Origin of the sequence: Acetobacter conturbans, from assembly GCF_011516755.1 — a bacterium.
Lineage (GTDB): Bacteria > Pseudomonadota > Alphaproteobacteria > Acetobacterales > Acetobacteraceae > Acetobacter > Acetobacter conturbans.
Map to the genome: position 1 here is coordinate 136,223 of NZ_WOSY01000009.1, position 23,149 is coordinate 159,371.

Annotated in this window: 18 protein-coding genes and 1 pseudogene; 11 read left to right on the top strand and 8 right to left on the bottom strand. The window is 57.9% G+C overall.

The genetic code is table 11. From position 1 onward, the window contains the following. Nucleotides 1-13: 13 nt before the first annotated feature. Nucleotides 14-1,366 carry a GTPase HflX gene (gene hflX, locus GOB81_RS10900; protein ID WP_173570442.1) on the bottom strand — a complete coding sequence of 451 codons (1,353 nt, stop codon included), beginning with the start codon at nucleotides 1,364-1,366 and terminating at the stop codon, nucleotides 14-16. A gap of 653 nt (nucleotides 1,367-2,019) precedes the next feature. Beyond that, the gene (locus GOB81_RS10905; RefSeq protein ID WP_173570443.1) at nucleotides 2,020-3,906 is read right to left on the bottom strand and encodes a CocE/NonD family hydrolase; all 1,887 of its coding nucleotides are present in this window, start codon (nucleotides 3,904-3,906) and stop codon (nucleotides 2,020-2,022) included. Between the two features lie 273 nt (nucleotides 3,907-4,179). Here GOB81_RS10905 and GOB81_RS10910 point away from each other — a divergent pair, with 273 nt between their 5' ends. Continuing rightward, nucleotides 4,180-4,350, top strand: coding sequence for a transposase (locus GOB81_RS10910; protein ID WP_173570444.1), 171 nt, complete (start codon nucleotides 4,180-4,182; stop codon nucleotides 4,348-4,350). A gap of 322 nt (nucleotides 4,351-4,672) precedes the next feature. On the opposite strand, the gene GOB81_RS10915 is transcribed toward GOB81_RS10910, so the two are convergent. After that, entirely contained in the window at nucleotides 4,673-5,617 is a 945-nt protein-coding gene (locus tag GOB81_RS10915) for a glycosyltransferase family 8 protein (protein ID WP_173570445.1), read from the bottom strand. Between the two features lie 237 nt (nucleotides 5,618-5,854). Further along, on the bottom strand, nucleotides 5,855-7,933 hold the full coding sequence (locus tag GOB81_RS10920) for a protein-disulfide reductase DsbD family protein (protein ID WP_338421353.1): 2,079 nt from the start codon (nucleotides 7,931-7,933) through the stop codon (nucleotides 5,855-5,857). Nucleotides 7,934-8,214: 281 nt separating this feature from the next. Between GOB81_RS10920 and GOB81_RS10925 the strand changes: the two genes are divergently transcribed. Then, nucleotides 8,215-9,120, top strand: a complete 906-nt coding sequence (locus tag GOB81_RS10925; protein ID WP_173570446.1) for a phosphatase PAP2 family protein — start codon at nucleotides 8,215-8,217, stop codon at nucleotides 9,118-9,120. An 86-nt stretch (nucleotides 9,121-9,206) separates the two neighbouring features. Here the strand turns inward: GOB81_RS10925 and GOB81_RS10930 are convergent, their stop codons facing one another. Continuing rightward, nucleotides 9,207-10,400, bottom strand: coding sequence for an SMP-30/gluconolactonase/LRE family protein (locus GOB81_RS10930; protein ID WP_173570447.1), 1,194 nt, complete (start codon nucleotides 10,398-10,400; stop codon nucleotides 9,207-9,209). 247 nt (nucleotides 10,401-10,647) lie between these two features. On the opposite strand from GOB81_RS10930, the gene GOB81_RS10935 reads away from it, so the two are divergent. Both GOB81_RS10935 and recA read left to right on the top strand, forming a co-directional pair. Then, on the top strand, nucleotides 10,648-11,394 hold the full coding sequence (locus tag GOB81_RS10935) for a transporter substrate-binding domain-containing protein (protein ID WP_173570448.1): 747 nt from the start codon (nucleotides 10,648-10,650) through the stop codon (nucleotides 11,392-11,394). Between the two features lie 939 nt (nucleotides 11,395-12,333). Beyond that, the gene (gene recA / locus GOB81_RS10940; RefSeq protein ID WP_173570492.1) at nucleotides 12,334-13,359 is read left to right on the top strand and encodes a recombinase RecA; all 1,026 of its coding nucleotides are present in this window, start codon (nucleotides 12,334-12,336) and stop codon (nucleotides 13,357-13,359) included. 97 nt (nucleotides 13,360-13,456) lie between these two features. Here recA and GOB81_RS10945 read toward each other — a convergent pair whose 3' ends face one another. Then, the gene (locus GOB81_RS10945) at nucleotides 13,457-14,104 is read right to left on the bottom strand and encodes a hypothetical protein (RefSeq protein WP_173570449.1); all 648 of its coding nucleotides are present in this window, start codon (nucleotides 14,102-14,104) and stop codon (nucleotides 13,457-13,459) included. 457 nt (nucleotides 14,105-14,561) lie between these two features. Here GOB81_RS10945 and GOB81_RS10950 point away from each other — a divergent pair, with 457 nt between their 5' ends. Both GOB81_RS10950 and GOB81_RS10955 read left to right on the top strand, forming a co-directional pair. Then, the gene (locus GOB81_RS10950; RefSeq protein WP_173570450.1) at nucleotides 14,562-15,824 is read left to right on the top strand and encodes a 3-phosphoshikimate 1-carboxyvinyltransferase; all 1,263 of its coding nucleotides are present in this window, start codon (nucleotides 14,562-14,564) and stop codon (nucleotides 15,822-15,824) included. Between the two features lie 180 nt (nucleotides 15,825-16,004). After that, a pseudogene (locus GOB81_RS10955) lies at nucleotides 16,005-16,520 on the top strand (IS5 family transposase); the annotation flags it as partial. A 491-nt stretch (nucleotides 16,521-17,011) separates the two neighbouring features. On the opposite strand, the gene GOB81_RS10960 reads toward GOB81_RS10955, so the two are convergent. Both GOB81_RS10960 and GOB81_RS10965 read right to left on the bottom strand, forming a co-directional pair. Next, nucleotides 17,012-17,698, bottom strand: a complete 687-nt coding sequence (locus GOB81_RS10960; RefSeq protein WP_173570451.1) for a helix-turn-helix transcriptional regulator — start codon at nucleotides 17,696-17,698, stop codon at nucleotides 17,012-17,014. Next, on the bottom strand, nucleotides 17,695-17,913 hold the full coding sequence (locus GOB81_RS10965) for a hypothetical protein (RefSeq protein ID WP_173570452.1): 219 nt from the start codon (nucleotides 17,911-17,913) through the stop codon (nucleotides 17,695-17,697). The genes GOB81_RS10960 and GOB81_RS10965 overlap by 4 nt, the downstream gene beginning before the upstream one ends. 127 nt (nucleotides 17,914-18,040) lie before the next feature. Between GOB81_RS10965 and ahcY the strand changes: the two genes are divergently transcribed. The 5 genes from ahcY to GOB81_RS10990 all read left to right on the top strand — a co-directional run bounded on the left by ahcY (nucleotide 18,041) and on the right by GOB81_RS10990 (nucleotide 23,060). Beyond that, nucleotides 18,041-19,342 carry an adenosylhomocysteinase gene (gene ahcY, locus GOB81_RS10970; protein ID WP_173570453.1) on the top strand — a complete coding sequence of 434 codons (1,302 nt, stop codon included), beginning with the start codon at nucleotides 18,041-18,043 and terminating at the stop codon, nucleotides 19,340-19,342. Between the two features lie 78 nt (nucleotides 19,343-19,420). Further along, nucleotides 19,421-19,810, top strand: coding sequence for a DUF3597 domain-containing protein (locus GOB81_RS10975; protein ID WP_173570454.1), 390 nt, complete (start codon nucleotides 19,421-19,423; stop codon nucleotides 19,808-19,810). Between the two features lie 429 nt (nucleotides 19,811-20,239). Continuing rightward, nucleotides 20,240-20,953, top strand: coding sequence for a glycosyltransferase family 25 protein (locus GOB81_RS10980; protein ID WP_338421354.1), 714 nt, complete (start codon nucleotides 20,240-20,242; stop codon nucleotides 20,951-20,953). A gap of 48 nt (nucleotides 20,954-21,001) precedes the next feature. Then, nucleotides 21,002-21,862 carry a sulfotransferase family 2 domain-containing protein gene (locus tag GOB81_RS10985; RefSeq protein WP_173570456.1) on the top strand — a complete coding sequence of 287 codons (861 nt, stop codon included), beginning with the start codon at nucleotides 21,002-21,004 and terminating at the stop codon, nucleotides 21,860-21,862. A 31-nt stretch (nucleotides 21,863-21,893) separates the two neighbouring features. Beyond that, nucleotides 21,894-23,060 (top strand): FAD-dependent oxidoreductase, encoded by a 1,167-nt coding sequence (locus tag GOB81_RS10990; RefSeq protein ID WP_173570493.1) that lies wholly within the window; start codon nucleotides 21,894-21,896, stop codon nucleotides 23,058-23,060. The last annotated feature ends 89 nt before the right edge of the window (nucleotides 23,061-23,149 follow it).

A 23,149-nucleotide genomic window follows, 5' to 3' on the forward strand; every position in this document is an offset into this window, starting at 1 on the left:
CTGCACCCAACACTCAGCCTGCGGCAAGACGTGCCTGCAACCGCGTTATTGCCCCCGGCAAACCACGCACTTTCAGCACCCGCCCGGTCTCGTCGTGCTCTTCAGACAGGACCCGTGCGCTTTCATAGATCTCACCAATCAGCGCCTGTTTTGCGTAAGGCAGGATCAGAACGTCATCCACCATCTCGGCCTCGAAAAATGCGATGATGGTTTCCCGCAATGCACTCACATCTTCCGGCGCATGGGCGGAAAGCATGATGGCGTCAGGATGTTTTTCCATCAGGGCCGCGCGTGTCGTGTCATCCACGCGATCCATCTTGTTCAGCACAAGGCGGGACGGCACCGTGTCCGCCCCGATTTCATGCAGCACGCTGCGGCTGACTTCAAGTTGCGCTTCATAGGTCGGGTCGGATGCATCGACCACAAACAGCAGCAGCGAGGCTTCCAGCGCTTCGGAGAGTGTGGAGCGGAATGAGGCCACCAGATCGTGCGGCAGTTGCTTGATGAAGCCGACGGTATCGGAGATCAGCACACGCGGGCGCGTCTCGGGTTGCAGGGTGCGGACCGTGGTGTCCAGAGTGGCGAAAAGCTTGTCCTGCACCAGAACCTGACTCCCAGTCAGGGCGCGCATCAGAGACGACTTTCCTGCATTGGTGTAGCCGACCAGAGCCACGCGGAGCTGGTCACTGCGTGCGGAACGACGCTGATCGCTGTCGCGCTGCACAGCTTCAAGCTGGGTTTTCAGTTCCGAAAGCCGGTCGCGAATTTTGCGGCGGTCAAGCGAGAGGTTGCTTTCGCCCGCGCCGGGGCCCTGCTGCCTTCCGCCACCGTTGGAGGACTCCCGCAAGCGGGGGGCGACATATTTCAGGCGGGCCATCTCCACCTGCAATTTCGCCTCGCGGGTGTTGGCGTGGCGGTGGAAAATCTCCACGATGACGCCTGTGCGGTCCAGCACCTGCGCACCCGTGGCGCGTTCGAGGTTCCGGATCTGGCTTGGCGAAAGTTCATGATCAACAATGACGAATTCCGGCTTGCGGGGAGCATCAGGGTCGAACTCTACTGGTTCAGCCGCTTCAGATTCTCCCTCGAACCGTCGCCGGGCCTTGGTCATCGGGACGGGCGCCATGGAGGTGACGATACCTTTTCCACCGGTCAGTTCCGCCAGTTCCGCAAGCTTGCCCGCACCGAGCAACGACGCAGCACCGATGCCTTCGCGTTTTTGCGAGACTGAGCCGATCACTTCATAGCCAAGCGTTTTCACTAAGCGACCCAGCTCTTCGAGGCTGGCTGTGTGTGCGACGTCATCGACGCCCGGTGTCTGGATGCCGACGAGAACGGCGAGCGGAATTGGGGGCTTGGTTTCCATCGGCCACGATATAGCACGGATCAGGCGGAAGCCGGGAGGTCATGATCGCTCAGAGGCAAAAGCTCTGCTGGCGACCCGATCCGCATGGCCCGTAAGGCTGCTTCTGCTTCAATGCGGCCTTGCGGTAAGGAAGCTTCTGGCGGGATTCATGGTGTGAATTTGGCGAATTGGCTGTCTGTCATGAGCAAGCCGCAACGCCCAATCTGCTGCACGACGAACTGGCCTTCCTGCAATGCTGGGGTGAAGCGGCGTGGCTCGCTGTCGATGTGGTTTGACCCAGCGATGACGCGGGGAGGAGTGAGAGGGTCTGGGGACCTGCATCCCCGGTACCCAGACCAGAAACGAGGCCTTGCATATATCAGAACGCTTCGGACGGGCGATCTGGCGATGCTGGAGCTGTCACCACCGCCGAAATCGTGTGGAGGATGACAATGCACGGTACCAAACTCCTCGGATAGTACCTGACGGAATGGAATTCCGACCGTCAGGTCACGGAGTTTCATATCCGCATCGCCATCCGTAATTGCGGCACCGCACTCCCACTCACGCAAGCCGTTCAGTAAATCAGACGGACAGAAAAGGGAGCTTCACAATTAACTCCCAATTTGTGCAACAGAGTCGGGCGGTAGTTTAAAAAGCCAGCCTGACTGTCCTTAGTTCTGCGGTGCGTGGTCGATGCCTTCTCCGGCGAGCGAGGCTGGAAGGATGGGAAGGATCACCGAGGAAGGGTGGGCCTTGTCGTGCCAGATGGTCTGGTGTGCGATGACGCTGGCGGCAGTGGTTCCGAAGGCTTCTCCGGTGTTTGGGTTAGGGGCGAATTGCGGGTAGTCGCTTGAGGAGATTTCGAGGCGGATTTTATGACCGGCCTGGAAAAGGTTCGAGGTCGGCCAGACTTTGATGTGATATTCATAGACCTGACCGGGGACGATCGGTGTCGGGTTGCTCAGGGAGTCCCGGTAGCTGGTGCGGATGATACCGTTATTGAGATTGATGGCGCGTCCGTCCGGTGAGACATCGACAAGTTTGGCGGTGAAATCGGTATCTTTCGCATCGGTCGTGGCGAACAGGTTCACTGTGATGGGACCGGTCACGTTGACGGATTCTTCAAGCACGGGACTGGTGTAGATGAGGATGTCGGGGCGCTGTTCGATGGCGGACTGGTCGAACTGACCCTGCGGGCCCGAGGTCCAGGAGCAGCAGGAGTGGCCTCCGACGCTGGGAACCGGATTGGCGGGATTATAGGTGAAGTGATCGGAATCGGCGGGCTTTTTCGCTGGTTTCGTCGCGAGGGAGCCGTCGCCCATTGAGGAATTTGCGCGGCCTGCACTGCCAAGATACCAGGTGACGTATTGCGTGCCTTCGATGGGGAAGGATTTCGCCGTATGCCAGCGGTTTTCGCCCATAGTAAAGTAATCGACGCGCGGGCCGTCCGTGTATCCGTTGGCCTGCCCTTTCAGGACGTGGTCGAGGAACTGCACTGTCAGTTCGTTGACGGGGCTGTTGGCGACGGGGCCGATGTCTTTCAGGCGTGGGCTGACGACGGTGTCCGGACGTCCCCAGCCGATATGGTCCCACGGCCCGATAATCAGGCGTTGGTTTTCGCGGGCTTCCGGTGTGCCGCCTGCGGTGCGCATGCCGTTAAAGTTGTTGACCGCTCCACTGAGGAATGAATCGTACCAGCCGTCGAACGCGAGAACCGGGACTTTTACGCGATCATAATGCGTGCGGATCTGGAAGGCTTCCCAGTAGCTGTCGCGGGTAGGGTGGGCGACTGCATCAAAGAAATACGGCGCGACTTGCGGATTTTCCGGATGGAGAGGCGGCAGGGAATTATACGGCGTGTAGAGCATCCAGATGGAAGCGTTTTCCCCGTCGGCGGCAAGCTGTTTCGAGAGCTTCTTGTCCCCACGATTTTCAGCTGCGGATGAGGCGATATCTTCGAGCATCCAGGGCTCGATGAAGGCGAGACGGAAGGCACCGTCTTCATAGGTCCAGCCGTCGTAATAATCGTCGCCGGTGTTAGACGGGATGATGGCTTTCAGGGCCGGTGGGGAGGCCGTGGCAGCCAGCCACTGGGTGGCGCCGACATAGGAGGAGCCATACATGGCGACCTGGCCGTCCGCGCCGGGCAGGTTTGAGGCCCACTGCACGGTATCGTAGCCGTCGTCACGGTCATAGCGATATTCGTAGAATGTACCGCCGGATTTTCCCTGTCCGCGAATATCCTGTACGGTGACGATGTAGCAGTGTGAGGCGAACCATTCCGGCCTCTGGTAGCGGGACGGTTTCGTCTGTGCACCGCTTTTTCCGTATTGCGTCCGCATGAGCAGGACAGGGACTTTTCCGCTTGTTTTTGGCGTGTAGATGTCGGCGCGCAGGATGGTTCCGTCACGCATCTTTACCGGAACGTCGGTCTTTTTTGTCACGGGGCAGGAGCCGCTCCCATCGCTGGAGGGCGCGGCGGAAGCGGAGGCAGGCAGGGCCATTACCGGCAGGGACAGGCAGCCCGACAGGAAAAGAGCATGGCGAATGGACGGCATAAGGGAGGCTCCGTTAGACAATGGACGTGTCACGGATTTGTTCCGGATCGGGAATAAGTTTTAGGCGGTCATCTGCTCATGATCCAGAGGAGTCTTCCACTGTCGTGCTGAATGACGCCTTTTCGGGGTCTTGCTGCGCGAAGCCTTCTGGGGAGATTCATGGTGTGAATCGGCGAACTGGTTGTCCGTTGTGAGCAGGCTGCCCCCCTGATCTACCGCACCGATGAACTGGCCTTCCTGCAATGCTGGACTGAAGCGGCAGGTTCTCTGACGGTGTGGTTTGATCCGGCGATGACGAAGGAAGGCGTGCCGACGGGACGACGACCCGGCTACAGCGCGCTGCTATCCAGACCTTGCCTGACGCTGAAACTCTTCTTTGGTATGGCGCTGAGGCAGATGACGGGTTTCAACGAAAATCGCCTGAGTCTGGTTGAGCTGGCCTGAACGGTTACTTGTTTCAGCACGCTCACCCGTAGACAGAAATCCCTGAAAGTCGCCATCCCGGATCGTGCTGCGAAAGGAGCGCTCCCCTCTCATCGATGGCACCGCGGGAGGCGACAACGCACTTCAGCACTGAGCGCATGTTTTCTGGAGCGGATTGAGGTCTCTTCAGTGATCGGGAGGATCAGGTGTGCCCCATGCCCCCATGTTCCACTGTGAGCCGGAGAGTCACCCCCGCAGAGGAGAAGATTTTCGCGCTGAGCTATTCAAATCACGGGAAGAACGCAGTGACCCGCCGTTCAAAAGAACGACAGACACAGATGCCTCAGCATTTGAGATCCACATCTCTTTCATAATCCCTGATCCGCTGAATGCGATCGGTGGACCATTCACGGCGTTCCTGCCAGCGCTTGTAACGCTGCTGGAGGTGATAGCGGAGATGCTTCTTCCAGCTCATCCGTTTCCAGTAGGGGACGAGTTCCGGGAACAGCGCCGCGATCTCCCCATAGGGTGTCGAGGCTGTCGCATCCCAAGGGATAAAATTTCCGTCCCACGGTTTTGGAGAGGACATGAAGTGATAGATGCAGGGCTCGATGATCTCATCCAGCCCGATATTTCTGAAAAATATGGGGAAATTCCACGCGAACGACATCGAAAGACGATGCGACCGCCCGATGAGGTTGAGTACGTCCTGATCCGGGAAGCGGGCTTTTGAAGGGTGAGCCTGATACGCCGCCCATGATGCTGGACCGATGCTGGACCAGCCTTCCCGCTCGGCATAGATCACGCCGGAATTGAAGTAACGCCCCGCTTCCTCATCGGACAGGCCGAGTTCGGCAAAATGCGCCGCGAATGTGCGCGCCTGCTGGTCGTCCCCGCCGCAGGCCAGACCCATGGGGTCGGTGACGGCCGCGAACGTGCCGGACGGAAGAGGCTGCGTGAGAAGGCGGTCGAGATTGCCGCGGATCTGTGTATCGCCGTCCACATAGAGGAAGCGGTCATAGGTCGTGGGCAGGAGGTCGGAAAGGAACAGCCGGGCCAGCATGGCCGGCGCGTGCTGGATGTCAGAGCTGTCGTGGCACTGGAATATGATGCCGCTCTGCTCACAGACTCTGGAAAAAACAGCGCGGGCGGCAGGATCGATGTCGATCCCGATCAGAAAGATATCCGTGTGGTCCGGGCTGGTGTTCCGGCGCGCCTGTATGGCGCTGATGAGGCTCGGAAAAAGATACCCGACATCGGTCGTGTAGCAGACGCAGACTTTTGACATGGATATTCCTCACGACCGGGTTTGACAGGTTCCTGTCCGAATACTCTGCTTCAGGCGGCAGTTTCTGCCAGCGTCACTCTCTATCTTCACTATAACCAGCGTAAAAACCAAAAGAAACAGTCGGCCAGCAGAGATGACCGCCTCAACGCTGATGCCTGAAAAAATGGGTTTCAATAGGGCAGGCTACGGCTGTTCGAGCCCTGCGGACAGAGTTGGCGAAAGCCTGACGGGTGCGGCTCAGTTCCCTCCGATGGCCTGCAGAACCAGCTGCGGCGTCAGGATCTGGGGAAGAATCATTCCCTCCCCATGGGGTGGGTAATACACGTAGAGCGGAACGCCATCGCGGCCATGCTGGTGCAGAAACACGCCGATTTCCTGATTGCGATTGGTCCAGTCTCCCTTCAGGAACACGATTCCGCCTCGGGCAAAGGCAGCCTGCACGGTGTGACTGTCGAGGGTCACCCGCTCGTTGACCAGACAGGTGATGCACCAGGCCGCTGTCATGTCGATAAAGACGGGCTTGCCGTCCTTGCGGAGCGATGCCAGCCGTTCAGGTGAAAATATCTGGTCGCTGGTTGCTGGCCGGCCTCCGGTCGGGGCAGTTGCGGAGACGAATGGAGAGGAAAGCAGAGGCAGGAGAGACAGGGGCGAGAGAGCCATGACAACGGACGAAACCAGCAGGATTTTCGACCAGCGACCTTGTGAACCCCGTGCCGTGACGGCCAGCCAGCCACTGAAGCCAAGTGCCAGCACGCCGATGCTCGTAAGCATCACCGGCGATCCTCCTCCCTGTTGCGCCAGCACCCAGAGCAGCCAGATGCAGGTGGCGAAGACAGGGAAAGCGAGAAGCTGTCTCAGGATTTCCATCCATCGGCCGGGACGAGGAAGCAGGCGTCCCGCACCGGGGATGATGGTGAACAGAAGATAGGGGCAGGCGAGGCCGAGACCCATGGACAGAAAAATGCCCAGGGCGGCGACGGGCGGAGCGGCAAGAGCACCCGCGACGGCGCCTCCCATGAAAGGCGCGGTGCAGGGCGTGGCGACCAGTACGGCCAGCAGACCCGTCAGGAAATCGCCTGTCAGTCCCCGTTGCCGCGAGAGTGCCCCTTGTCCGGCGCTGATGACCGGCAGTTCGAAGATGCCGAGCAGCCCCAGCCCCACAGCGAAGAGAACCCAGAAGATGCTCGCCACGAAGACCGGGGACTGGAACTGGAATCCCCATCCGGCGGACAGGCTGGCATGGCGGACTGCCAGTGTCAGGCCTCCGAGCAGCCCGAACATCAGGAGTATGCCCGCTGTGTAGGCCATGCCGCTGCGGATATGACTGTGTTCGTCATGCAGTCGCAGGATGGCCAGCGCCTTCATGGCAAGCACGGGAAAGACGCAGGGCATCAGGTTAAGGATCAGGCCACCCAGAAAAGCCAGCGCTGCCAGTGTCAGCCATCCGCTGGCCATCGGGGGCGTGTCGGGGGTTGCCGCGACCGGAGATGCCGTGATCGACAGGGTGCTTTTCTCGCCTGCAGCATCCCGTAGTTGGAGCAGGCCCGTGAGAGGCTTGCCTGTGGGGAAACCATCGAGCGGCTTGAGGCGGAGGGTCAGCGTGTCCGCCGTCAGCAAAAGCGGTTGCGGTGCGATCTGGTCGATCTGTCCGGGTATGTCCGGAATGAACCATGCCTCTTTAACGGCTTGTGACGAGAGGCCGTTGCCCCGGAGGCTCAGCGTTCCGTCTGGCGTGATAGTTGCCGGGAAAGGCGACGGGCCGGGCACAAGGGCGGCTGCCTGCGCAAACAGCGGAGCCTGCATGGAGGGAGCAGGCGTGCCTTTGTGCAGATCCAGCCGGAAATCCGCCTGTTCCGGCACACAGACGGCGGCACAGACAAGCCATTCCGCATGAGCGTTTACTGTTGCCGCATTGCTTTCGGCTTCCGAAGCGCCGGGGTGCAGGGTTACCGGCAGGAGAACATCACCCGTGTAGCCATACGACATCAGGGGGCCATCCGGCAGTCGTTCCGGGGCGGGCCATTCGATCCCGTCCGCCTTGCCGGAAACAGCCCCCGAAAGCATCACCGATAGGATGACGGCTTCGCCCGCGTCACCGGGATTTTTCCAGTAGGTGTGCCATCCGGGTTGCAGATGCAGCCGGAGCCCGACCTTCAAGGGATGGTCGGGGGAGACGGTGTCGCTGTCCGAAACAAGGGTGGCCGTGTCCCGATCGCTCGGGACCGGGTCACTCTCGGCGGCAAAGAGTGAGGCAACGGGGAGGGTCAGCCCGATGATGACAAGGAGACTGTATGGCGTGGTGCGGAACAGGCGCACGGTCGCGCTCCTTGCAGGGCTGTGGCGGAGGCGGGTCTTATAGCAGAGAGACGCGAGGGGGGAACGGAGGTCTTCTTCCAGATGGTGGTGTCGGCTCAGGAGGTGGGCCAACAGAAAACGGAACGTGTGCGCATTTACCATATGCGGCCGCGTCCATCCTGCACTGGCTGTTCCGGATGTGATGGATTGAAATAGCCTTTCCCGCCGCTGGACACTCTGCTTTTTCCGTGGTGCTCCCCCATTTCCTGAACGCCCTAACGATTTTGCAATGCTTGCAAAATATGAAAACAGCTCTGTTAAGGGCCGGGGTGGTGTTGATGGAAGGCTTGCGGGCGAACATCCTGATTCAGGGTATCTTTTTCCTGATTGTTGCTGCGGTCTTTCATCTGACAGGTACGGTTTTCGTTCCCGATCGGGCTATCGTCGTTCTCTTCCTGATCCCCATCACCTTATTCGGTCTTTTTACGTATGTGTGGCCCGATCGCGTGATCAGCCTCATGGCGCAGGGGATGTTTTTTATCCTCTCCGCAGGATGCCTTGGGGGTTCGCTGGCGCTTGCCGCTTTGCGGGCAGGAGCCCCCGCGGCGGACGCCAGACTGGATTCATGGGACCATCATCTGGGCGTTCATACCGAGAAAATGGTGGGTTTCCTGTCTCATTTCGACAGGTTCGACAGCCTTCTTTTCGTTGCTTATCAGGTCATTATCCCGGTCATCATGATCACCGCGGTCGTACTGGCCATACGCGGTCGAGCCTCTGCGCTGTATCGTCTGCTCTTCGTGTTCGCCGTGTCGGTCATGCTGTGCGGGGCGTCCAATGCCCTTATTCCTTCTTCCGGTTCTGTCGCATGGCATCATGTGGACCGCGCCATCATGAGTCATTTTCCGGGCGGTTCAGGTTTGTCGTTCGTTCCGACATGGGCTCTCTGGCATTCGGGGCAGGCATTCCGCGTGTCTCCCTGGCATTTTAGCGGCGTCGTCGGGTTCCCGTCCTTTCACGCGGTCATGGCCTTCATCGTGCTGTTTTTTTTGCGGGGCCCCCGGTGGCTGAATATCTGCGTGAGCGCGTATGTCCTGCTTGTCCTGATCTCGACGATCTGTATCGGCGGCCATTACTGCGCTGATATTCTCGGAGGTATCGCGGTATTTTTCCTGAGCTGGCTGATGGCACGACGGGTCATCAGATAAAATGAGCCTTCCAGCATCCTGCCTGTAAAACTGCATGGCCGGACAGGATGTCTTTGACACTCCCCATCCGGCCGAACGATGTCCGGTTATGAAAGACCCGCACCCTGTGTCTCCAGAAGCAGGCGGAAGATCTGCGGTCCGCAACACATATAGAGTTCGTTCCGCTTTGGGCCCCCGAACGTGAGGTTCGAGCAGCCGAGCGGCAGGCGGATGCGACCGATGAGTTTGCCTGCCGGATTGTAGCAAAACACGCCGGCCAGACCGAAGGGGCCGGATGCGCCGCACCACAGATTGCCGAAAACATCCGCCCGTATGCCGTCCGGAGACAGGTTGTGCCCGTCCAGCGTCATCGTGCAGAAAATGCGCCGGTTTTTGGGGCGATTTTCCACCATGTCGAACGCATAGATGACGTGCTGTGATTGTGTTTTCTCATTTGCGGAGACGGGTGTGCTGCCGGTGGCATAAAAAGTTTTCTGATCCGGGGAGAAGCAGAGACCGTTCGGGGTCGGCACATCTTCCGGCGAGAGAATGGCCTCGATGACACCCGTCGTGCTGTCCACGCGGAAGATGTGGACAGGCTGCCGTTCATGCCCGGCAAACTGGATCGGCACCTCCGTTCCCAGCGTCCAGTGCAGTTTACCGGTCGGGTTGGCACCGTTGCCCGGCGCATCCGGGTGCCCTTCGATCAGGGTGTCACCATAGGGCGGATCGGTAAACCAGATGCTGCCGTCCTGTGGGTTCACGATGACGTCGTTGGGGGAATTGAGAGGCTTCCCGTTGAAGGCATCCGCGATGACTCGGCAACTACCGTCATGTTCCCAGCGGATGACGCGCCGCATGTCATGCTCGCAGGTGATGATGCGCCCCTCGGTGTCGAGCGTATTGCCATTGCTGTGAAAGCTCTCCTGCCGGAAGACGGAGAGTGACCCTTCTCCGGCCCCTTCCGGCGGAACGAGACGATACTGCGTGCTGCGGATCGTGTCGCTGAGCAGCAGGATGCGCGCTTCTCCCAGCCATGTCGGACCTTCCAGCCAGCCGCCCCCGCTGAGAACGCGCTGAATGGTCGTTCCGGGAAAGGTGAGGTCCCTGAAGGAGGGATCAAGCGCGATGACATCCGGATCGGGGAGATAGCCGGTGGGTGCCTTGCCACTCCATGAGCGTGGAGGCGTTGAAGTGACATCGGGCGGCGTCGATGGCGCGGAGGTGGCATGGGCGTGGGGCGCGATGAGCACACCACAGGCGCCGGCGAGGAAAGCACGACGTCCGGTGGGTGAGGGCATGGAAAGTCTCCCGCTGTCTGTTTCAGCGCCTTGTGTCGTCCCCCGTCCTTCTGGCGAAAAAAGGAGGATCAGGGCCGACAGGGAGCGCGGTCGCGTTTTGGTCTCAGGTTGCAGTGTTGGTTTTTACACATCAACACAGCTTGTCTTTTCACGCTTTACACTTTCAGCCTTTCTTCATCGCGTCCAGAACGCCGGTTTCGCTCCTCCAGCGTGCACAGAAAACAGCGACCGGCGAAGGAGGGAAACCATGGATATCAAGACCGTCCTCAGTGAACTCGCGCCCGGAGGCGTCATCCGCACAGCCATCAATCTCGGCAACCCTGTTCTGGCGCAGACCGATGGAAAGTCAGGCGATGTGAAAGGCGTCACCGTCGATCTGGCACGCGAGATCGGGCGTCGGCTGAAGGTGGATATTCTGTTCGAGACGTTCGATTCCGCAGGCAAGGTGACGGAGCTTGCGTCAAGTGGACGGCTCGATCTGATGTTTCTCGCAGTCGATCCGGTCCGCGCTGCCGACATCCTGTTTACCGCGCCCTATGTGGTGATCGAGGGAACCTATCTCGTGCGCGAGGAGTCGTCCTTTCGGGCGACTGACGATCTGGATCGGGAGGGTATTCGCATCGCTGTCGGAAAAGGGGCGGCTTATGATCTGTTTCTCACCCGTGCGCTGAAACAGGCTTCGCTTGAACGCGCTGCCACTTCGTCAGGAGCCATCGATCTGTTCGTTGCCGAAGGGCTGGATGCGGCAGCAGGCGTCCGACAGCCATTGCAGGCCTATGCGGCGGCTCATCCGGGGTATCGCGTGATTCCGGGTCGGTTCACCGCCATTGAACAGGCGATTGGTGTCCCAAAGGGCCGGGAGGCGGCACGGGAATGGTTACAGACGTTCGTGGAGGATGTGAAAGAGAGCGGTTTTGTCGCTGAGGTGCTCAAGGAACACGGGCAGACAGGCGCGAGTGTCGCGCCTTCGTGGAAAAGTTGGCCTGTTTTTTGAGCCGTCCTGATTGTTTGTAATCAGGGAAAACAGGAGCCTGCCGTCGGGAGGGTGTTGCTTTACCTTCGCGTTCTTTCGGCAAGATTCAGTGTCACAAGTCCTGTGCCGGTGATCCGACGTGTATTTTATGCGGTCTGATCCTCACGATCCTCACGATCCTCACGATCCGCATGGCCGCTCTTCTTCACGGCTCAAGAACACGTGCCGCTTGCATCCAGGAGTATTCCTGCTCGGCAGAGAGATTTTGAAACAGCTCCCCCCAGTTACGGGCGTTGAGGGCGAGATCCTGTCTGTCTGGCGATGATATTCAGGTTCGCGGGGATCGAAGCATGACACTTCAACCTTGATTCTGAAAACTCTTTTGGAAATTCCTGTTCCGGACCGGAAGCCCCCGTGTGGCCCGGAGATAAAATATGCAACCGGCCGGTTGCAGCCAATCCGAAGCTGAATGGTCTCATGGAAAACTTGCGTTTGAAGGCGAACGGCAATTTCCAAAACGGTTCCGGGATGGTGAGCGTGTTGCAATGCCGGACTCTCATATGTCGGTGGTACTCCCTTCTTTCCGGGAATTGGTTATTTTCCGCCGCTATGTGCGGTTCGTGCGGGTCTGCTGGAGAGAATGTCTGAAAGACTCGGCGGCACGATCCTGAAATCTTCTTGCGTATGTTCGCATTTTGTTCCAAAAGAGAACATACGCGAACAAATTCTTAACAGAGTGTTTTCGCCGGAATTCCGGGATAATACGGCGAAGGGCGTTCTGATGGGATGTGTTCTGGAACATATGCGGAACGGAAGCGAATTCCGATCCCGCACATTGCAGGAAGGGTCAGGCCTGTGACAGACTCATCAGCCGGTGCGGCTACTATCATGTCCGACACGCCATCGCTGTTCGCGTTCCTGACGAAGCCAGCGGAGGGGATCGGGATTCGAGGAATGGAAATGGACAAGACGAAGGCCCTTGACGGGGCGCTGAGCCAGATTGAGCGCGCGTTCGGCAAGGGGTCGATCATGCGCCTTGGACAACGGCCCAAAGAAGAAGCTGATTCGATTTCGACCGGTTCGCTCGGCCTCGACATCGCCCTGGGCATCGGTGGCTTGCCCCGTGGTCGTATTGTCGAGATCTATGGGCCGGAAAGCTCGGGTAAGACGACCCTCGCTCTGCATGTCATTGCTGAAGCCCAGAAAAAGGGCGGAATCTGCGCTTTTATCGATGCCGAGCACGCACTCGATCCCGGCTACGCTCGCAAGCTGGGCGTGGATGTGGACAATCTGCTGATCAGTCAGCCGGACGCCGGTGAGCAGGCGCTGGAAATTGCCGACACGCTGGTGCGTTCAGGGGCCATCGACGTGCTGGTGGTGGACAGTGTGGCGGCTCTCGTGCCGCGTGCGGAACTGGAAGGCGACATGGGCGACAGTCACGTCGGCCTTCATGCCCGTCTGATGAGCCAGGCGCTGCGCAAGCTGACCGGCACTGTGGCGCGCTCCAACACGCTGCTCGTCTTCCTCAACCAGATCCGTCTGAAGATCGGTGTGATGTTCGGCAATCCGGAGACGACGACGGGCGGTAACGCGCTGAAGTTCTATGCCTCCGTGCGTCTGGATATCCGCCGCATCGGCGCCATCAAGGACAAGGACGAGGTTGTGGGCAACCAGACCCGCGTGAAGGTGGTGAAGAACAAGATGGCGCCCCCGTTCCGACAGGTCGAATTCGACATCGTGTATGGCGAAGGCATCAGCAAGATGGGCGAACTGATCGACCTTGGCGTCAAGGCTGGCGTGGTCGAGAAGTCAGGGGCGTGGTTCTCTTATGACAGCCAGCGCGTGGGGCAGGGGCGTGAGAACGCAAAGACCTTCCTGCGCCAGCATCCTGAAATGGCTGCGGCAATCGAGAGCCGTATTCGGCAGGATGCCGGTGTCGTTGCTGAGGCGATGCTGGATGGACCGGATGCGAATGAAGAAGAGTGAGGGATAATTTCCCCGTCTTGCGCCTGTTTACAGAGGCTTCCGGGGGTAACTCCGGAAGCCTCTGTTGCGTTGCGGCCGTAATCGGGTGTCCTTGCCTTCAGTGTTTACCGGCTGTGCGACGGTAGTAACCGCTGAAGGTCACATTCAGGCCACCGCAATTATTGTTATCGGATGCGATGAGGTAAGGTCCCTTTAAAACCATCCGAATGCGGCAAGCGCTTTGATCGCCCGCACCATAGGCAAGCGTCTGACCGTTGTTGCCTTCTGTAAAGGCGATCATGCCGCTGTCGGGAGCGGCTGTCGCTGTAAAATCTCCCATGTTGGTGCTCGCGCCATTTCCGAATGACGCATTCCCATTGATGGTGAAGGTGGCACCGTTGGGCTTGATGGATATTTCAGCCGACTCCGCCGTCCAGTCTCCAGCCCAGTCAGTCGGGCTTTCCTCGTCAGCGGACGCTGGTTTCAGGGCTTCCGTCGGGAGCCACTCGCGCCACGTCTTTCCGGTGGGGGAAATAAATCCCGTGCAGGTAAAAGCGCCTTTTGTGGCTCCAGTCAGAACGGTGTCACCGGACACGAGATAGGGTTTTTCCTGACAGGACCGCATGTCGCCCGGACAGCCTTGTTTGTCTTCACCCGCGACGAAACGGGCCTTTGAAACCTGAACTGTCGCCATATGCAGGGTGCCGGGACTGGATACATCGGGAAAGCACATGGCCCGGGCCGTGGCAGGGAGAGACGCGGTCATGGCAAGAGCCGCCAGCAGGTAACGGAAGGTCTGGTCAACTCCTGAGGGCGAGCAGATCCTGCATGGCCTGATCGCATAGGGACACAGATTGGGTGCGGAGGTGGGGGGAGTGCCCTCTACCTGCCGTCATCGACATCCAGTTTCGGCCGTAAACCTTCAAAGCCCGTTTCAAAAGCTCTCTGCTAAGCACCACCGTCCCTGAAGGTGGGTGCAACTGGTGTGGGTTTTTGAGCCCTCAAGCGAAACAGCCATGCGGGCCGTGAGCATCGGAGGGCGGATAACGCGCGTCCGATCGTCACCAGAAAACTTCTGAAAACAGCCTCGTAAGGTCCGGTCGTGAGGCGCTCCCTCGCATCGTTCCCACGCGGAAGGGGCCTGCTTCTGCGTGGGCAGCACGCCGGACAGGCATCCTTTTCCGTGCTAAAGAAAGCCTGTCTGACAACACGACAGAGGTCTCATGGTCGCCCTTCCCGCTCTTCGCATCGTTCCTCCCGCCGGTCCACTGAACGGCTCTGTCGAGCTGCCCGGCTCAAAGTCGATCACCAATCGCGCTTTGCTGCTGGCTGCCCTGTCGGAAGGTGTGAGCCATCTTACGGGGGCGCTGAAGAGCGACGATACGCTTTATATGGCAGCGGCCCTGCGATTGATGGGGGTGGGAGTCGAGGAACCGACGGCGACCAGTTTTGTGGTGACAGGCAGCGGACGCCTCGAAGTGCCACCGGAGCCGCTGTTTCTCGGTAATGCCGGCACGGCGGTCCGGTTTCTCACCGCTGTCGCGCCCTATGTTCCGGGTGAAGTCGTGCTGAACGGTGACGCTCATATGCAGAAGCGCCCGATTGCGCCGCTGATCGCCGCACTGGCGTCTCTCGGTGTCGAAGCGTCCGCTCCCACGGGGTGTCCGCCCGTCACGGTGCAGGGAAAAGGAAGTCTGTCCGGTGGTCGTGTGACCATCGATGCTGGTCTTTCCAGCCAGTATGTGTCCGCTGTCCTGATGGCGGCGGGGCGCGCCGAGGCTCCGGTCGAGGTTGCGTTGCAGGGGGCCGGGCTGGATGCGCGCGGCTATGTGGATCTCACGGTCGCCGCGATGAAAGCCTTTGGCGGCACGGTGCAGCAGGACGGACCGATGTGCTGGCGCGTGCAGCCCGTGCCCTACAAGGCGACGGATTTCCGGATCGAGCCGGATGCGTCCGCAGCGACCTATCTGTGGGCGGCGGCTGTGCTGACCGGCGGCACAATCGATATCGGTCTTGCACCGGAGGCCTTTACCCAGCCGGACGCCAAAGCGTACGCGATGATCTCAATGTTTCCTCATATGCCGTCCGAGATCGACGGCTCACAGATGCAGGATGCGGTGCCGACGCTCGCCGTGCTGGCAGCCTTCAACACCACGCCGGTCCGGTTTGTGGGCATCCGCAACCTGCGGGTGAAGGAATGTGACCGCATTTCCGCTGTATCCACCGAGCTGAACCGTATCAGTGCCGGTCTTGCCCGCGAGGAAGGCGACGACCTGATCGTGAACGGCGATCCGGCGCTGGCAGGACAATCGCTGCCCGCGCGGATCGAGACCTATTCCGACCATCGCATCGCCATGTCGTTTGCACTGGCGGGGCTGAAGATCGATGGGCTCACCATTCTGAACCCGGCCTGCGTGGGCAAGACCTATCCCGGCTACTGGGACGCTCTGCGAAGCCTCGGCGTCACGCTTGAAGCTGAGTCCTGATCCGGGCGATGTTCTGAACCGCAATCCGGGGAACGTGGGTTGCCGAAGGTCATCAAAAACTCTGCAGGTCGGGCATAATATCTACGGCGTGTCGTCAGTTAAACGTGCCGGTGTGTGAGGGTTGTACTTTCTGACTGCCTGACCTGATTGTTTTCCCGGCTTTTTGGGAGAGGCAGACGGATGCGGCGATATGGTTTGCGCGACGACCAATGGGAGCAAGATAAAGGATTTTCTTCCCTGTCGCGTTCCCTGTGGCGATGGCTATGTCGGCGGAACGGCTGCGGACAATCGTCTGTTTGTGGAAGCTGTTCTTTACCGCTATCGGGCGGGTCTCCCTTGGCGTGACTTGCCCGCCCGGTTCGGGGACTGGAAGAATATGCACCGGGGTCTGCGCCGCTGGTGCGAAAGCGGTGTCATCGAACGGATCTTTCGTCATCTGGCCGCTGATTACGACAACGAATACATGATGATCGTCGGCACAATTGCCCTGGCGCATCAGTATAGCGCGGGCGCCCTGGAAAAGGGCGCGCGGATCAGGCCATTGGATGATCACAAGGCGGACTGACCACAAAGATCCATGCTATCTGCGCCGCTCTAGGCAACCCGGTGGAAGTCGACATCAAACGGGGACAGGATGCGGACATTACTCAGGCAGAACCGCTTCTCGAAAATATCGAACCGGGTGTCTTCCTCGCCGCCGTCCAACTCGCTTCCATCATCATCCTGCTTAACTGACGATACGCCTTAACCTGCGTTGAGGCTGTTTTAAAAGCTCTTTGCCGAGCGCACTGCCCCTGAGGGTGCGCGCGACTGGTGTGGGTTTTTTTGAGCACTGAAGCGAAACAGCCATCTGGGCGGTGAGCATCGGAGCGCCAGCATAGAGCGTTTGAATAGAGCCTCTTACAGCCGAATTTCGTCCCGAACACGCCCCAAAAGTCGCGAATCCTTTGTAAATCAACAGATCGGGGTGAAGGGGCCTGCGGTCCCTTCCGGGGGCGGGCAGAGCCTGATCTTTCTTGATAACAGCCATATTCATGCAGTCTGAGATAAGGCCATCCGGCCGCCAGCAACGCTCTCTCTTTTCGTGAAACTGGATCACGTCGCAGGCGAACCTTTATGTCCCGCGCGGGAAAGCCCCATAAGGTCTGCTCAGGAGAGCCAGAAAGCCGCCTTTCGGAGCACAGCGCCTACAGCGTTCCTGCCGTGACCCTGTGAACCGGATGCTCCAGCGCTTCCGGTGCGGGAAGGACAACCTCTGCGCCTCCACCCAGTGGTTGCACGCGGCACTCCGTCTCGGCCCACTGCTGTACGATGCCCAGAAGTGGAGCGGGGCCGCACAGCACGATGCGGTCCTGCTCCCGGATCATGCTGTCAGGGCTGGCCAGAAGCAGGCTCCCCCGTCGGAAAACAGGCTCATAGGCCGCTGTATCAAGACGGATCGCGTAGTCATACGGTCCGGTATCGACAAAAGGCGACGCGACTTCGGCCCAGAGGTGCGACACAGGCAAGTGGGCGGTGTCAAAGAGACTGTCCGATCCGAGGCGTGAAAGCGGGGCGAAACGCAGGCGTGCGGCAGCCGGGGATGTTTCCTGCGTTTCCGTTTCTCTGTCGCCTTCCAGCAGAACCGAGAACTCCACGAGGGACATGTCAGCGGTCCCCAGCAGGGCCATAATCGTTTCCATGCGTGGCAGGCGGGTTCTTCCGTCTGGCGCATGGCGTTTCGAGGGGTTGAGGGCCGTCGGATCGAGACCGGCGGCGCGGGCGAGTCCCGAAGGGGAAAAGCCCTTTTCCAGTGCGATCCGGTCGATCGCAGTCCAGATCGAGGCCGGTGTGACCTGTGCGCGGGACAGGACAGACCTGCCGTTGCCGTTCATCGATGCCGTTCCAGCACTTCGGAACGGTGACGTTCCTCGCCATTGGGGGTGATATGAAAGCGTTCGTCCTCACCAACACAGGCGAATCCCTTTCTGGCAAGCCGCTCAAGGCAGGGATCGTCCTTCAGGCCACGCGGGCGCCCGTTCTGGCCGGAGAGTTTCAGGCGATGGAGCGCCGAACGGCAGCAGGTCTCAAGGTAGGGCTCGTTCCACATGCCGTTAATGTCGAGAATCCGTCGCCCTTACGCAACTGCCAATCCACGGGTTCTGTGCGGTTCGGGTGGCATGAGAGGCGCTCAACCTGTATAGGAAGCCAGCTTTCCCATTTGAACAGGACGTGTGATGAGCGCAGAATTCACTGATTACAAGGTCAAGGACATTTCCCTCGCTGCCTGGGGCCGCAAGGAAATTTCTCTGGCCGAGGACGAAATGCCCGGCCTGATGGCGCTTCGTGAGGAGTATGGCGCCAGCCAGCCGCTGAAGGGTGCCCGTATCGCTGGCTGCCTGCACATGACGATCCAGACCGCCGTGCTGATCGAGACGCTGACCGCTCTCGGCGCGACTGTCCGCTGGTCGTCCTGCAACATTTTCTCCACGCAGGATCATGCTGCTGCTGCGATCGCTGCCGCGAACATCCCCGTCTTCGCCTGGAAAGGCCTGGACGACGAAGAGTTCGACTGGTGCATCGAGCAGACCATCAAGGGACCGGACGGCTGGACGCCGAACATGATCCTTGATGACGGCGGTGACCTGACCGTCATGATGCACGACAAGTTCCCGGAACTGCTGGCTGACGTGCGCGGTCTGTCGGAAGAGACGACGACCGGTGTGCATCGTCTGTGGAAGATGCAGAAGGAAGGCACGCTCAAGGTTCCGGCGATCAACGTCAACGACAGCGTGACCAAGTCCAAGTTCGACAACCTCTATGGCTGCCGTGAGAGCCTCGTTGACGCGATCCGTCGCGGCACCGATGTGATGATGGCTGGCAAGGTTGCCGTGGTTGCCGGTTATGGCGATGTGGGCAAGGGCTCTGCCGCTTCCCTGCGTAACGCTGGCTGCCGCGTGCTCGTGACCGAAATCGACCCGATCTGCGCCCTGCAGGCGGCGATGGAAGGCTACGAGGTCGTGACGATGGAAGACGCCGCTCCGCGTGGCGACATCTTCGTGACGGCAACGGGCAACGAAGGCGTGATCCGTCTCGAGCACATGCGCGAGATGAAGCACCGTGCCATCGTCTGCAATATCGGTCACTTTGATTCCGAGATTCAGGTCGCTGCACTGCGCAACTTCAAGTGGGACAACATCAAGCCGCAGGTGGACGAGGTCATCTTCTCCGACGGCAAGAGCCTGATCCTGCTGTCCGAAGGCCGTCTGGTAAACCTAGGCAACGCTACAGGTCACCCGTCCTTCGTGATGTCGGCGTCCTTCACCAACCAGACGCTCGCCCAGATCGAGCTGTGGACGGCGAAGCCGGGCCAGTATGAGGCGAAAGTCTACACGCTGCCCAAGAAGCTCGACGAAAAGGTTGCTGCCCTTCATTTGGCCAAAGTTGGGGCGCATCTTTCGAAACTAAGCCAGGCGCAGGCCGATTATATCGATGTGCCGGTCAACGGTCCCTTCAAGCACGAAGAATACCGGTACTGATTGGCGTGCAGCATTCCCCATTGGAAAATGGGGAATGCTGCATCTGCGTGATCTGCAACCCAGAGAGGGAGTTCTCTCATGAGCATTTTCGGTAAGATTGTTTCCGCCATTTTCGGCCATGCAGAAGCTGCGACACCTGATGCGGCTGCTGCCACGTCCGGCACGGTCGCTCCGGGTGCTGCCCCGGTCGCCGGTGCGACGGCTGCGCCCGCCGCTCCTGTGGATGTGGACGCTGTCCTGACCGCGCTGGCGGCGAAGTCCGGCCAGCAGCTGAACTGGCAGCAGTCCATTGTCGATCTTCTGAAGCTTCTCGGTCTGGACAGCTCCCTTGATGCCCGCAAGCAGCTGGCGACGGAATTGCATTATACCGGTGACCAGAACGATACGGCCACGATGAACGTGTGGCTGATCAAGGAAGTACGTCAGAAGCTGGCTGAGAACGGCGGCAAGGTTCCTGCCGGTCTCTGATCCTTCCAGATACTGCTGGAGAAAAGGAGGGCCATGTGCCCTCCTTTTTTTATGGATATGACAGGACTACAGACTGGAAACGAAAGAGGTTTCAGTTCTGCATTCGGCGGAAAGAGATGTCTTGCCTTGAGGCCTTATGCAGCAGGAGAGGGGGCGTCTGTGGAAACTTCACGGAAAGCCAGCCACTTCTCCGAGGCATGTCTGTAAAGCGCTCTTATGAGTGGGATTTCTGCCTGCTGTGGGCGTCCTGTGCAGGTTGTGCTTTGCAGTTCTTAAACGCCCTGCTGATGCTGCAATAGAAAATCATCTCTTTGTGACTATATGAAATTTAATGTAACCCTCATCATCTTTTAGTTTTGTCTTTAATTCCTCCAGATACCACTGCAATCCAAAGATATTGTACGGGTTCTGCGTTGAATGAAGTCCATCGTGATCAATCGTGACTGTGATGTGGAGCGATACGACAGTTTCCGCCAGATGAACGCGCATGTCGCGGATATCGGACGGTTCAGTGCTGTCGACGGTCATTCTCTTGACCAGTCAGAGCTGTTGTCGAAGGGTATCATTACGCCCGGTCTGGATTACAGTCGTGGTGCGGTGGGCTCCGCGATGTCTCACATTCTGTTGTGGAATGCTGTTGCGGAAACACGTGAACCAATATCGATTTTTGAAGATGATGCCATTCTCTGTAAAAATTTTGAGGAAGAATCGAACCGTGCCGTGCAGTCTCTTGGGGAAAACTGGGACATTATTTTGTGGGGATATAACTACGACGTAAATCTCGTCTTCGATGTTCTGCCGGGAGTCTCCTATTGTGTGGCGACCTTTAATCAGACACTTATGCGTCTAGGAGTAGGGCGCTACAGAAATATGCCAGTGAATACAGCATCATTCAGGTTGCTGAAAGCTCTGGGGATTTGCGGTTATGCGATTTCACCACAAGGTGCTGAGCGTTTTCTCGATCTCTGTCTTCCCCTGAAGAATGAGAAATACTGGTATTACCGAACGAACGATACACTGCATAATACATCGCTGGATCAGGTGATGTGTCATCATTACGAAAAAACAGATTCATTTTGTTGTTTTCCTTCTCTGTGTATTTCCAAAAATGAGAGTTCAATATCGACGATCATCAATTCATGAGATGAGCGGCAGTTTGTCTGCGTGTGAATGGCTTTGCGGGAGTTCGGAATGATTGTTCTGGAAGACGAAAAAACTATCATTCTCCATACGCCGAAATGTGGGGGGAAGGCTCTCAGGCAAGCTTTTTCGTCTATTGCATCGGAAGGTCCGTGGTGGGACTGGACATGGCTGCGGGCGACGGGGGAATGGGTGGATCAGGCACACGTTCCGCTGGATGTGCTCCGTCAGACAAAACTATGGGATTACATAGAGAATTACACGATCATTGCTGTTGTACGTGATCCATTGCCGCGTTTCATGAGTTCTCTGGCAGAACACATGCGGCAGCACAGAAAACGCGACGTCCTGCAGGTTCTGGATGAACTCGATGAAGTTCGAATTTCTCATGATCCACGCTACATTCATTTTATTCCTCAAAACAGGTTTACCCATACAGGAAACAAGAGGCGTGCCGATTTTATTGTCAGAACGGAATCCTTGCCAGAAGATCTTCGTGCTGTAGGCATGATTTGCGGAATGAGTCAGGAATTTTTCAATGCTGTCGACGAACTTCCTCCGATGCCGCGTTCAGAAAAAAAGTCGGGAAATCCTGCTTTTCAGGAGAAAATTCTTTCCGCTCTCCTGCGATTTTATAAACGAGACTATATTCTTTTCGGATATTCCTGCCCGGAAGCGAGTGGCGGGATTCCTGGCGGCTTTGATGCATTATTACTGGACCCCCTCTGTGGAGGGGAGTGGAACGGTTATGGAGCCGCAGCTCCAGCCTATGAACGGTTTGTTCGTCATAGCACCAAGGATTTCCTGATTTCCCAACTCACGGTGGAAAATCGGAAGCTCAGGGAGAAATGTCAGGCATTTCATGCCGAATGCACGAATTCATCGGAGGTATCTGAAAGATCAGGGATCTGAAGCTTCACACATGAAAACAGATACAAAATTCATGACATTCTGTGTTGTGGGAAGCGGATTTACCGGATCTGTTCTCGCTCGGCATCTTGCGGATCGTGGATACCGTGTCACGGTTGTTGATGAGCGTCCTCATCCCGCTGGAAACTGCTATACGGAACGTGATCCGGAAACGGGAGTCATGGTGCACCGGTATGGACCGCACATCTTCCATACAGCGAATTTACGTGTGTGGGACTACGTCCAACGTTTTGGAACATTCAGTCCCTATATCAATCGCGTGAAAGCCATTGCGCAAGGGAGAGTGTTTTCTCTTCCCATCAATCTTCTGACCATCAACCAGTTTTTCGGTACTGCTATGGGACCAGAAGAAGCACGCACATTTATCGAAAGAAAAACAGACACATCCATTATAAATCCGAAATCGTTCGAAGAGCAGGCTTTGCGCTCCATAGGGTCTGAGCTTTATCGCGCATTTTTTCATGGATATACCCGTAAGCAGTGGGGACGCGAACCTTCCTCACTGCCTGCATCTGTTTTCAGGCGTCTTCCTCTTCGTTTTGATTATGACGACAATTATTTCCATTCTCCCTATCAGGGAATGCCGGTAAACGGCTATACGGCTCTCATTGAAAACATCCTGAATCACTCACGGATTGATCTGCGTTTATCATGCTCTTTCGAGCAGATTGATAATGATTTTACGCATGTTTTCTATACGGGACCGATCGATCGCTATTTTGATTTCCGTCCAGGGCGTCTGGCCTACCGGACTGTTGAGTTCGAACGATTTGTCGTGCCGGGAGACTATCAGGGAACGGGAGTCATCAATTACTGCGACAAGGACATTCCTTTTACCCGCATCTCCGAGCACAAATATTTCATGCCTTGGGAACAGGACCATTTTGAAAAAACAGTCTGTTTTCGAGAGTATAGCCGCGAGGCAGGAAAAGGGGATGCACCTTACTATCCCATCCGTCTGACCAGCGAGAAGCGGCTTCTCGCGACATATCAAGCGCTGGCTCATAAAGAGAGAGGGGTTTCTTTTCTGGGGCGTCTTGGAACCTACCGGTATCTGGATATGGATGTGAGTATTGGGGAAGCGCTGTCTGCTTGCGATCGTATTGATGAGGCGCTTCAGGAGGACGTATTCAACCTTCCTGTCTTTTTTATTGATCCTGAAGGCGACATAAATCCCTGATTTTCTGTGCCACCAGCTGGAATGCGCTATAAGCCTGCTTTGTTTGAGAAGGGGCGAACGCTATTGCCCTGTTTTTTCGGAGCCTCTCT

Coding starts and splice junctions, on each gene's coding strand:
- GOB81_RS10925 (WP_173570446.1), top strand. CDS start 8,215: ATGAAAACAGCTCTGTTAAGGGCCGGGGTGGTGTTGATGGAAGGCTTG.
- GOB81_RS10965 (WP_173570452.1), bottom strand. CDS start 17,913: ATGTGGAACGAGCCCTACCTTGAGACCTGCTGCCGTTCGGCGCTCCAT.
- recA (WP_173570492.1), top strand. CDS start 12,334: ATGGACAAGACGAAGGCCCTTGACGGGGCGCTGAGCCAGATTGAGCGC.
- GOB81_RS10990 (WP_173570493.1), top strand. CDS start 21,894: ATGACATTCTGTGTTGTGGGAAGCGGATTTACCGGATCTGTTCTCGCT.
- GOB81_RS10985 (WP_173570456.1), top strand. CDS start 21,002: ATGATTGTTCTGGAAGACGAAAAAACTATCATTCTCCATACGCCGAAA.
- GOB81_RS10930 (WP_173570447.1), bottom strand. CDS start 10,400: ATGCCCTCACCCACCGGACGTCGTGCTTTCCTCGCCGGCGCCTGTGGT.
- GOB81_RS10950 (WP_173570450.1), top strand. CDS start 14,562: ATGGTCGCCCTTCCCGCTCTTCGCATCGTTCCTCCCGCCGGTCCACTG.
- GOB81_RS10905 (WP_173570443.1), bottom strand. CDS start 3,906: ATGCCGTCCATTCGCCATGCTCTTTTCCTGTCGGGCTGCCTGTCCCTG.
- hflX (WP_173570442.1), bottom strand. CDS start 1,366: ATGGAAACCAAGCCCCCAATTCCGCTCGCCGTTCTCGTCGGCATCCAG.
- GOB81_RS10935 (WP_173570448.1), top strand. CDS start 10,648: ATGGATATCAAGACCGTCCTCAGTGAACTCGCGCCCGGAGGCGTCATC.
- GOB81_RS10975 (WP_173570454.1), top strand. CDS start 19,421: ATGAGCATTTTCGGTAAGATTGTTTCCGCCATTTTCGGCCATGCAGAA.
- ahcY (WP_173570453.1), top strand. CDS start 18,041: ATGAGCGCAGAATTCACTGATTACAAGGTCAAGGACATTTCCCTCGCT.
- GOB81_RS10960 (WP_173570451.1), bottom strand. CDS start 17,698: ATGAACGGCAACGGCAGGTCTGTCCTGTCCCGCGCACAGGTCACACCG.
- GOB81_RS10945 (WP_173570449.1), bottom strand. CDS start 14,104: ATGACCGCGTCTCTCCCTGCCACGGCCCGGGCCATGTGCTTTCCCGAT.
- GOB81_RS10915 (WP_173570445.1), bottom strand. CDS start 5,617: ATGTCAAAAGTCTGCGTCTGCTACACGACCGATGTCGGGTATCTTTTT.